The following is a 10,279-nucleotide window of genomic DNA, read 5'->3' as shown; positions in this document are numbered from 1 at the left end:
TTATCAGAAAGAAGATTTACAAAAAGAAGAATCGCTTCCTCTTACAAAACATTTATAAAGAAAAAGGGCCATCTAAATACTTTTTAGACGGCCTCAATTTTATATCGATTTCTAAAACTAATTTAGAAATTATCCCTGCATTAGCTGTTGTAATCTCTGTTGTAGTTCGGTATCGGTTTGAAGTGCCATTGCGATTTTCTCGTAACGTGCAACATCAAGTCCTTCTTCTGAAATAGCATTTTCCATTTCTTTTTGAAACTCGCCTTGCATTCCTTCAATTTCTGAAACAACTTCTTTGTGCTTTGTCAGTTCATCTTCAGTAGCATCAACCTCGGTATTTGGGTCTAAAGAAGCCTGGTGAATTTCATTAAAACGCTGAATGTCAAATCCGCTATCTTCTACTTTCTTCGCCATCTCCTGTTGCGCCTGTTGGTTTACCATTCTAATTTTCTGGTAAGCATCAGCAAATTTAGAAAGCTCCTCGTCACTAACATCTACTTCTACAGTTTGCTGTTGTTGCTGTGGTAGTTGAGTTTGGGCAAATACACTTGCTGATCCTAATAATGCAAAAGCAAATAATAAACCTGCAATCTTTTTTGATTTAATCATAATCGTTGTTTAAAGTTTTTAATGAGGCACAATCTAAAAAGATCATATTGCTACACAAAAGATATTGATAATTAATTTCGGTTTTTTAGAGAAACTTAACTCAAATTGAGAGCCTTGTTAAATTTCTGCTCTAAAATCCCCGGGCAGAAATTACTTCCAGATGAATAGGTTCTCCAATATCTTCTTCCAATTGTTTTTTGATGTCTCTCATTTCATTTCCACTTAGGTTTTCTGGTCCTACCAGGGTAAGAGAAACCCGCAAGGGATCTCCAAACCTAACTTTCACGTCTCTAATTACTAATTCGTTTACGGTAGAGCCTTCTAGTTCCCGTGTAATACTCGCTTCTTTTTTAATTCGGTTAAAAGATAGGGAAAGAGGAACCATTACCATTCCAATTAAAATTAGGGTATAAACCAAACCGAGTTTTGCTCGTTTAAAAGGTGCAAAACCAAGTATAAGAAAAGTGATTCCGGCAAACATAATAATACCCGCAAGGTTAGTTAGATATAATAAAAAGGCACCTGAAAATACCTGCCAATCCCACCAGCCAATTCCAATTCCCGACACGGCCAATGGCGGGACCAGTGCAACTGCAATAGCTACTCCCGCGAGACTTTTTGCAATTCCTTCTTTGGCATGTGCATATGCTGCCGCAACCCCAGAAGCTACTGCAATTCCCATATCTAAAAGCGTAGGTGATAGACGCGCATCAATTTCAGAAGTAATTAATTTTATTGGAATTATGAGTGTAACACCCGAAGAGAATAAAAGCGAAACCCCTGTTCCAATGAGAATGGTGATAATTCCTCTCTTCAGCATGTTGGTATCATAACGAACCATCCCCATCGCAAAAGAAACGATAGGTGAAATAATAGGGGCCAAAATCATTGCTCCAATAATAACAGGAGAAGAATTAGCGAAAAGCCCAAAAGTGGCGATGAGTGTAGAAAGGATCATCATTACCACATAAATAGAGGTGGTTTTGGAGTTTTCCCGCAATACTTTAAACAATTCCTGGAATTCCTCGGTGGTGGCGCGAGGAAAAATTGGTAGGGTACGTTTGGTTAACTCTTCCCTTTTTTCACCCGTAGGCAGCGTATCGGTCTTATTGCTCTTTTTGAGGTTTGCTTCATCTTTTTCTGTACAATATTTACTGGCTTGTGCCAGGCACAAAGATTCGGGTTCTACCCTAAGTAATATTTCTTTGGCTTTTTCTTTTTCTCCATCTATAGTAAATTCTATTTCAGAAGAATTTTTAATGTGCAGTTTGGCAATTTTTATTCTTCCAATAAAAGAAGGCGTTCTGTCTAGTTGCTTACCGCCAGGAAGTAAACTGCGCAATAAAAACCAGATTAATTGCAGTAAATTAGTTGGCGAAATAATAAGTGTAGTAAACATTCCATCGTTTAAAGAACTTTCGGAAACCAGTCTTCTGGCTACCACCGAGCTTAAAGCATGTTCTACTACAATTATTCCCAGCGCCGAAGTATGAATTATTTTTTCATCTTCTGAACTTATTACATACGAGTTATGCGAAAGGGAAGATAGATGTCTTATGTTTTTGAAAAATGTATAAACTTCCCTTACAAAATTGTTGTTTTGATGATCTTCAGTGAAAATAAAAACATTTCCAATATTCACCGACTGGAAGATGGGAATATCGTTACAGTAGAGCATATCCAGGTTATGCGCTTCTTCATTTTCCAGAATTTCTTTTATAACTTCCTTAGGGTCGTTGGCAATGCCTAAACCTTTGGTGGTATATGTATTTTCTGGGTGAGGGAGAATTCCAACTTTTTGATTTTGCTTCGCGGCTTTTGGTAAAAATTCCCTTAGAAATTCATCGCTTAAATAAGTAACTATTATATCGTCTTTTCCTGCTTCAAATTCGGTTTCAGGGTAATCTATGGTTTGTTTTTCGGTATTTTCTAATAACGGAAAAATATCATTTTCCACAGTTTCCCTATCATCAGGATGATGTAAAATATACAGCATAGTTTTCTATTGCGATTGCAAGCGCCAAGATAAGGCTTTTTGAAATCGGCACTAAAAGTTTAACCTGAGTTTTTGAGTTCTCCCCTAAGAATAATATAAGCTTACTCTTCCTCTTTTAAATATTTATCTAAAAATTGTCTTATTTGCCTGTAACCTTCAATTTCATTTTCCTTTTTTATAAATCCATGACCTTCATCTTCAAAAACCACATATTCTACTGGTACATTATTTTCTTTTAGAGCTGCAACAATTTCATCTGATTCAACCTGAAGCACTCGAGGGTCGTTAGCGCCCTGTAAAACCATAACGGGATTTTTAACCTGTTCAGCGTGAAAAAGCGGTGATTTATTATAAAGCGCTACCGAATCTTTTACAGGATCTCCCATTTCTTCGTAAAGCGCTTCGCGGAATGCTTCCCAGTAAGGCGGGATAGATTTTAAGGTACGCAACCAGTTAGTTACCCCAAATATATTTACACCTGCTTCAAACTCATCTGGAGTAAAGGTCATGGCCGCCATCGTCATATAACCACCATAGCTGCCTCCAAGAATTCCTATTTTTTCTGAATCTATGTATTCCTGTTCCTGCAGCCATTTTTTACCCCAAATACAGTCTTTTAGATCTTCCTCTCCGTGTTTTTTATCGTCCATTTTAAAGAAAGTCTTTCCATAACCGCTACTACCGCGATTATTTACAGCTAAAATTGCATAACCCTGATTCACCAAATACTGGATTAAAGCTGAATAACCTACCCGGGATTGCCCTCCGGGTCCGCCGTGAACCCATACCAGGGCGGGAACTTTATTATCTTTTGTAGCTTGATGAGGTTTGTAATAAATAGCGGGAATTTCCAGTCCGTCAAAAGATTCGTACCGTACAACTTCCGCTGAAACCAGATCTTCGGGGTTTATTTCAGGGTTTAAAGTATTGGTTAATTTCTTTAATTCTCCCGATGAAAAATTATAAACATATAGATTATTAGGAGCTTTTGCTGTGCCAATGGTAAGCCGCATTAGTTCTTCACTATCAGAAATATTTACTGCTACAATATCTTCATTTTCCATATCGGGAAGATCAACTTCCTCACCGGTTTTGGTGTTTTCAATAATTAAGCTGTTTTTCCCGTCTTCATTAATACCTGTCACCCTGTATTTATCATTTTCACTAAGATAACTATACATTACGTCCCAGTTGGTCTCAAACAAATTGCTGCTTTGGTTAGTTTCAAGATTATATGCTATTAAACTTTTAAATTCCCTACCGGCATTGGTAATGTAATAGAAATGTTCATCATTTTTATCAAAACCGGAAGCTGAATATTGAGCTGATTCTTCCGAAAGTTCTGTCATTTCTTCGGTTTCTAAATTGTATAGATACAGCTTATTTTCACTGGTGGTAATAGATTTGGTAAGGGCAATTAATTTCCCGTTGTGAGAAATATCTTCAAAAGAGAGATTTTCTTCATTTTTATAAATTAACTCACTTTCCCTGCTCTGCATCTCCATTTCGTATAAATCAAAAAACTGCGGATTCCTTTTATTTGAAAGATAATAGAAACCGGTTTTCTCATTGTTCCATCCGGCAAATTGTGCTTTTTCATTTTCTCCGGGAGTTAGATCTGTAGGGTTTTCATTTGGCTCAAGCAGGTAAATATGGTTAATTTCATTTCCTCCTTTATCTGCCGAGTAAAGGATACTCTCAGAATTTGGAACATAATCTATAGCAAAATAGGAATCTTCTTCTGAAGAAGTTATTTGTTGCATTTCTTCGGAAGAAATATCAATTTCAAACAAATTAAAAATTCCACTTTTGTCAGAACTTACCAGTAGTTTATCTTCGTCAGGAGAAAAATAACCTCCGCCTATTCTGGTATTTTCATAAAACTGTTCAATGGTATAATCTTCGGGTTCATGGTTTTGTTGCGCAAATACGGGAAGGCTAAGAAAAGCCATTAAGTAAACAAAATATTTCATAATTAGAAGTTTTGGTTGGTTATGTGGTTTGATAATCAGTAAATTAAATAAACTAAATTTACGTAATTTTCGCTGAACTGGTTTAGATAACCTATTTTTTGCAAAAAGTGGGGTATATCATTATTTTAAAGAAAAAAAATCTAAGTATGAAAAATAAGAATCTAACTTCAATTATATTATTTGCAGCTACTACAGCTTCAAAAGAGTTTAACTTTAGAAAAGATCACGATACAATTAGGGTAAAAGATCTAAAGACTTCCGTAAAATTTTACAAAGATATTTTTGGGTTAGAACAAATAGATAATGGCGGCCTTGGAGACCATATTAAATGGTTTAAGCTGGGTAATAATGTACAGCTGCATTTGGTGGAAAGCGATACGGAAATAGAGAAAAATAAAGGTTTTCACTCTGCTTTTAATACCGAAAACCTATCGGAATTTATGAAATTTCTTAAGGATAAGAATATTCCTTTTGAAAACGGGAAAGGTGAAAAAAATACAATTACCAACCGTCCTGACGGGGTTAAACAAATTTATTTTCAGGATCCCGATGGGTACTGGATAGAGGTGAACGACAGTAAGGTTTAACTTTTTACCGCATATTCCTTTTTAAGCAAGCCAAGTTCTTCAATAGTTTTTAGAACACCGTTTTCGTTGTTATCAAAATTGGTTAAATACTTACTTGCTTTAATAATTTCGGGATGCGCGTTTTTCATTGCGTAGCTGTATTTCGCGTTTTGCATCATTTCCAGGTCATTGAGGTAATCTCCAAAAACCAGAGTTTCTGCAGAAGAAATATTTAATTCTTCCTGAATACCGCTAATTGCATTTCCTTTATTTGCAGTAATAGAAGTGATATCTATAAATACATGGGCGGCAATTGCTACTTTATAATAATTTGCATATTCTTCTAAATGCGGGTAGGTATTTTCTTCAACCCCATTAAAATTACAAAAAGTTACTTTTAAAAATGTATCGTCTACCTGAGTGAGATCGTCAACTTTTTTAATCTTTTTATAAAATTTATTGATTTCGTTAAAAAAGCTATCGTCTTTACTTTCTATATACGCCGAATTTTTCCCGCAAAGTACTAAGTGTGTATTAGAAAGTTCCCTGCCTTTTTTTACAAAATCCATCGCGGCTGTTTTGTCTAAAGGGTTTACATACAGATCTCTTCCTTTATGCACTACGTGAGTACCATTTTCGGCAAAAAACATCATTCGGTCTTTAATTCTTTCAAATTTGCTCTCCAGATTGTAAAACTGCCGGCCACTTGCCACAGCGAACATTATTCCTTTATTATTAAGTAATTCTTCTATCTCCCAAAAATCTGGATGTATCTCGTGCTCGTCGTTCAACAAAGTCCCATCCATATCGGTCACAATCAGTTTTATCATAGCGCAAAATTAAGCTGCAAATATAAAAGATTAGAATTGGGTATAAGTTAAGAAAACATCAAATGTCCTACTATCTAAATAGAATTTCTTGATGTATGTCTTTGATTCCCAAAAGGCTGAAGTGTTATTTGTTATTTTTATTTAAAATAATTATAAATAAGCTTTTGAAAAAGGGATTTCGTTTTTACATTTGCCGCGTATTTAAATCCAATCTAAATAAAAACACTGACTAATGAAGCTTTCAAATAGCCTGGTTATGTTATTTTTTTTAGCTATTCAAATTAGCTTTGCACAAAATAACGGTGCAATTAAAGGAAATGTAGTAAATAATGCAGCAAACTCTCTGTCTAATGTTAATGTTGAAGTTAAAGGCCTTCAAATTGGTGATGAAACCAATAATAGGGGAGAATTTACGTTGAGAAATATTCCGGAAGGAAACTATACATTACAAATTTCTTATGTAGGGTATGAGACCCAGAATTTAAAAGTTAGCGTACAGCCTGGCGCAACTACCAATATTCCTTCTATTGTTTTGTTAGGAAAGGAAGAGCAGTTGGGAACCGTGGTTTTAAGGGGAAATGGAAACGGCAATAAGTTTACCCGAAATACCAGCGTGAGTGTAGCAAAGATGCCACTTAAAAAGATCGAAAATCCGCAGGTTTATAATAATATTACCGCTGAGCTTTTACAGGAACAGGTAATTACAAATTTTGACGATGCGATTAAAAATGCTTCAGGTCTTACAAAACTTTGGGAATCTACCGGTCGCGGAAACGACGGAGCAGGGTATTTTTCGCTTAGAGGTTTTCCTGTGCAACCAACTTTAGTAAACGGTTTGCCGGCACTAACTAACGGGAGCCCAGATCCTGCCAATATGGAAAATATTGAAGTAATAAAAGGCCCGTCTGGAACGCTTTACGGAAGTAGCCTTGTCTCTTACGGCGGATTGATTAATATCACGACAAAGAAACCTTATAATTATTTTGGCGGAAATGTTTCTTATACTTTAGGAAGCTTCGGACTTAACCGTGTAACTGCCGATGTTAATACTCCGCTTGATGAAACCGGTGATGTTGCTTTAAGAGTAAACACTGCCTACCATACCGAAAACAGCTTTCAGGATGCCGGGTTTAATAAATCTTTATTTGTTGCGCCTTCGTTAAGCTATAAAGTAAATGATAAACTTTCATTTTTTATAAATACTGAATTTTACGATTCTGAAAGTACAAATCCTTTAATGTTGTTCGTAGATAGAGGTGCACCGCTTAGAGCTACCAATATAGAAGAATTAGGTTATAACAACGAACTTTCTTACACCAGTAACGATCTTACTGTAGAGAACCCCACTTTTAGCCTGCAGGCGCAAATGAATTATGAACTTTCAGATAGCTGGACTTCACAAACCGCGGTTTCAACAGGATCGGCTAAAGCATTGGGGAATTATTCATATTTATATGAAACTACTCAGTTTAATCAGGGTAGAGAAGAGGTGCCTGGTGAAGCAACTAATTTAGATGAAGGACTTGTGTTTTCCCGCTACATTAGTAATCAAAATTCTACGACCATAAGTAATGATATTCAGCAGAATTTTATCGGAGATTTCGAAATTGCAGGAATGCGTAACCGCACCGTAGTTGGTTTAGATTATTTCAATAGAAAAGTAATTGATAACAATAGCGGATATATAGGAAATGGCGAGGTTTATATTGGTAATGCCAGCCTTCAGAATGTAAACGAAAGTGTTTACGATATCTACGAGCCTGAAAATTATATCACCAATTACGATAGCGGAATTCTAAGTAAAGAAGGTGTAGCCGGGTTATTAGAAAACGTTAATAGGAATAATAATATCGCTGAAGAAGATATTTATAGCGCCTATATTTCTAACGTTCTCAATTTCACTCCGCAACTGGCTGTAATGACCAGTTTAAGACTAGACCAGTTTGAAACTGAAACCAATAGCCAGACCGCACTATCTCCAAAATTTGGAGTGGTTTATCAACCGGTTTTAGATAAAGTAGCGCTTTTCGCAAATTATATGGATGGTTTTAGCAACGTGGGTCCAAGACAGGTAGATAACCTGGAAACCGGAGAAACAAGAACTATAGTTTTTGATCCTGAAAGAGCAAAACAATTTGAAGTTGGGACCAAATTAAACCTGCTTAAAAATCACCTTTCTGCTACCTTAAGTTATTATGATATCCAGGTTTCTAATATGGTAATGCAAGATGCTGAAAACCCTTTTAATCTTGTTCAGGATGGAGAGCAATATAGCCGCGGATTTGAAGCCAGTCTTACCGCCAGCCCTTTTGAAGGTTTAAATTTAATTGCAGGATTTAGCCATAACGATAGCGAATTAACCAAATCTGATCAAACTGATTTTCTTGGAAGAAGACCAGAATCTGCGGGGCCGGAAACTTTAGCTAACTTCTGGGCAAGCTATCGTTTTGTACAGGGAAATCTTAAAGGTTTTGGACTTGGTTTTGGTGGAAATTATGCCAGTGAAAATATGATCTTTAACCGTCAAACTGCAGGTGTTTTTACCCTTCCTTCTTACACGATTTTAAATGCTTCATTATTCTATAATGTAGATAAATTTGGAATTAATTTGAAGTTGAATAATCTTACCAACGAAGAATATTATACCGGTTGGTCTACAATAAACCCACAAAGACCAAGAAACTTTGCGGCGAGTTTAACTTATAATTTCTAATTAAATAAATTAATATGGTCACCATCAAAATTGTTTTGAGTTTTGGTGGTGGCCTATTTATATGCAGAAAAAAACAAAAAATAAAGGTTTAAAGAAGTGGATTGCTAAACTTCATTTGTGGCTGGGACTGGGTTCCGGTCTTATTGTTTTTATAGTAGCAGTTACCGGATGCATTTTTGTTTTTCACGACGAGATTAAGGATCTAACCCGCGATTATCGCAAGGTCACTTCTCAAACTTCAACATTTGTAGCGCCTTCAAAACTTCAGAATAAAACAAAATCGCTTTTTCCTGAAGCCCAACCGGGAATGGTTGTTTACCAGGGCAGGGATCGCTCGGCTTTTGTTTATTCTGTTATAGATGAGGTGCCGCATCATATTTATTTCAATCCTTATTCTGCCGAATTTCTTCAAAAAGAAAACCTGGAAGACGATTTTTTTCTAATTGTAGAAGATTTACATATGCATCTCTGGCTTCCGGAGAAAATAGGAAAACAGGTAGTAGGAATTTCTACATTAATTTTCGTTTTCATGCTTATCTCTGGAATTGTGCTTTGGTGGCCGAAAAAGCGAAAAAACTTCAAGAAACGTCTTCAAATAAGATGGGATGCCAAATGGCGCCGTGTAAATTACGACTGGCATAGTATAACCGGATTATATATTTCGCTTCTGGCTTTGTTTATAGCCATTATGGGACTTAGTTTTTCTTATAATTGGATGAATCACGGCCTATACGACCTGGCAAATCTATGGCAGGAAAAACCGGAAGACCGGTTAAATATTCAAATTGAAGATGCTGAATATTCTGAAAACGCCCTGGATATTGCAATAGTTGAAACCTTAAAACAACGGCCTGAGGATGAAATGTTTTTTGTGTGGGAACAGGGAGGAAGCGCACCAATAACTACAGGATCTTATCCTGAAGCCCTGGATTATGATCATCAATCTAACTTTTATTTTCATCCGGAAACCGGTGAATTAGTGAAAAACCATGAATATTCGGCTAAAAGTACTGGGATGAAATTGCAGGAAATGACTTTTGGTTTACACACGGGCCAGTATTTTGATCTACCCGGAAAAATAATCGCATTTTTTCTAAGCTTATTTGTAGCCGTTCTTCCCGTTAGCGGATTTATGATTTGGTTTGGCCGAAGGAATAAAAAAAGTAAGCCAAAAGCTTAAAAAAGTATCCAATCAACAATTCCGCCTACAATTGCTATAAAAACAGCGAGCCATAGTGAAGGGAGAAAACCTTCGGTCTTAAAATCGCTACTAAACTGGTCGGCAATTTCTATAATAATCGCGTAAGCAATAACACGGGTGATAAATCCTAATCCCAGGAAATAAAAAATCCCGAAAGTGGCTACGTTTAGCAATAAAGTAAGGACCCAACTTAATAAAAAACTCAGCACACCAATAATTAAAGCTACAATAATAGCTGTTTTAAAGCCGTCTAATTTTACTTTGGGCATTATATTAGCCGCGGCGAGTAAAACCAGGGCGTCTATAACAATATGCACTATCCATTGAAGCATGGCTTTCTATATTTTTTGGTTAGGTTATTTAAAGATAGAAAAAATTAGCCAAAAACTTT

At 36.1% G+C, this 10,279-nt stretch carries 8 protein-coding genes; 3 read left to right on the top strand and 5 right to left on the bottom strand.

The annotated features are described in order from the left end of the window. Positions 1 to 129 precede the first annotated feature (129 nt). The 3 genes from BM084_RS11775 to BM084_RS11765 form a co-directional block, all read right to left on the bottom strand. A complete protein-coding gene (locus BM084_RS11775; RefSeq protein WP_093304945.1) occupies positions 130 to 609 on the bottom strand; it encodes a DUF4168 domain-containing protein in 480 nt (159 codons plus the stop codon). A gap of 130 nt (positions 610 to 739) precedes the next feature. Further along, positions 740 to 2,605, bottom strand: coding sequence for a DUF389 domain-containing protein (locus BM084_RS11770; protein ID WP_093304942.1), 1,866 nt, complete (start codon positions 2,603 to 2,605; stop codon positions 740 to 742). Positions 2,606 to 2,706: 101 nt separating this feature from the next. After that, entirely contained in the window at positions 2,707 to 4,578 is a 1,872-nt protein-coding gene (locus BM084_RS11765; protein WP_093304939.1) for a S9 family peptidase, read from the bottom strand. Positions 4,579 to 4,724: 146 nt separating this feature from the next. On the opposite strand from BM084_RS11765, the gene BM084_RS11760 reads away from it, so the two are divergent. Further along, the gene (locus tag BM084_RS11760) at positions 4,725 to 5,165 is read left to right on the top strand and encodes a VOC family protein (protein WP_093304937.1); all 441 of its coding nucleotides are present in this window, start codon (positions 4,725 to 4,727) and stop codon (positions 5,163 to 5,165) included. Here the strand turns inward: BM084_RS11760 and BM084_RS11755 are convergent. Next, a complete protein-coding gene (locus BM084_RS11755; protein WP_093304935.1) occupies positions 5,162 to 5,974 on the bottom strand; it encodes an HAD family hydrolase in 813 nt (270 codons plus the stop codon). The two genes, BM084_RS11760 and BM084_RS11755, sit on opposite strands and share 4 nt — an antisense overlap. A 232-nt stretch (positions 5,975 to 6,206) precedes the next feature. Between BM084_RS11755 and BM084_RS11750 the strand changes: the two genes are divergently transcribed. Both BM084_RS11750 and BM084_RS11745 read left to right on the top strand, forming a co-directional pair. Beyond that, positions 6,207 to 8,687, top strand: a complete 2,481-nt coding sequence (locus BM084_RS11750; protein WP_245764367.1) for a TonB-dependent receptor — start codon at positions 6,207 to 6,209, stop codon at positions 8,685 to 8,687. Between the two features lie 61 nt (positions 8,688 to 8,748). Beyond that, positions 8,749 to 9,867, top strand: a complete 1,119-nt coding sequence (locus tag BM084_RS11745; protein WP_093304933.1) for a PepSY-associated TM helix domain-containing protein — start codon at positions 8,749 to 8,751, stop codon at positions 9,865 to 9,867. Here BM084_RS11745 and BM084_RS11740 read toward each other — a convergent pair. Next, the gene (locus BM084_RS11740; protein WP_075327307.1) at positions 9,864 to 10,220 is read right to left on the bottom strand and encodes a phage holin family protein; all 357 of its coding nucleotides are present in this window, start codon (positions 10,218 to 10,220) and stop codon (positions 9,864 to 9,866) included. The two genes, BM084_RS11745 and BM084_RS11740, sit on opposite strands and share 4 nt — an antisense overlap. Positions 10,221 to 10,279 lie beyond the last annotated feature (59 nt).

Source organism: Salegentibacter agarivorans (genome assembly GCF_900113135.1).
Lineage (GTDB): Bacteria > Bacteroidota > Bacteroidia > Flavobacteriales > Flavobacteriaceae > Salegentibacter > Salegentibacter agarivorans.
The sequence above is the reverse complement of the archived record's forward strand: the minus strand, read 5'-3'. Positions and strand labels throughout refer to the sequence as shown.

Coding starts and splice junctions, on each gene's coding strand:
- BM084_RS11775 (WP_093304945.1), bottom strand. CDS start 609: ATGATTAAATCAAAAAAGATTGCAGGTTTATTATTTGCTTTTGCATTA.
- BM084_RS11770 (WP_093304942.1), bottom strand. CDS start 2,605: ATGCTGTATATTTTACATCATCCTGATGATAGGGAAACTGTGGAAAAT.
- BM084_RS11765 (WP_093304939.1), bottom strand. CDS start 4,578: ATGAAATATTTTGTTTACTTAATGGCTTTTCTTAGCCTTCCCGTATTT.
- BM084_RS11760 (WP_093304937.1), top strand. CDS start 4,725: ATGAAAAATAAGAATCTAACTTCAATTATATTATTTGCAGCTACTACA.
- BM084_RS11755 (WP_093304935.1), bottom strand. CDS start 5,974: ATGATAAAACTGATTGTGACCGATATGGATGGGACTTTGTTGAACGAC.
- BM084_RS11750 (WP_245764367.1), top strand. CDS start 6,207: ATGAAGCTTTCAAATAGCCTGGTTATGTTATTTTTTTTAGCTATTCAA.
- BM084_RS11745 (WP_093304933.1), top strand. CDS start 8,749: ATGCAGAAAAAAACAAAAAATAAAGGTTTAAAGAAGTGGATTGCTAAA.
- BM084_RS11740 (WP_075327307.1), bottom strand. CDS start 10,220: ATGCTTCAATGGATAGTGCATATTGTTATAGACGCCCTGGTTTTACTC.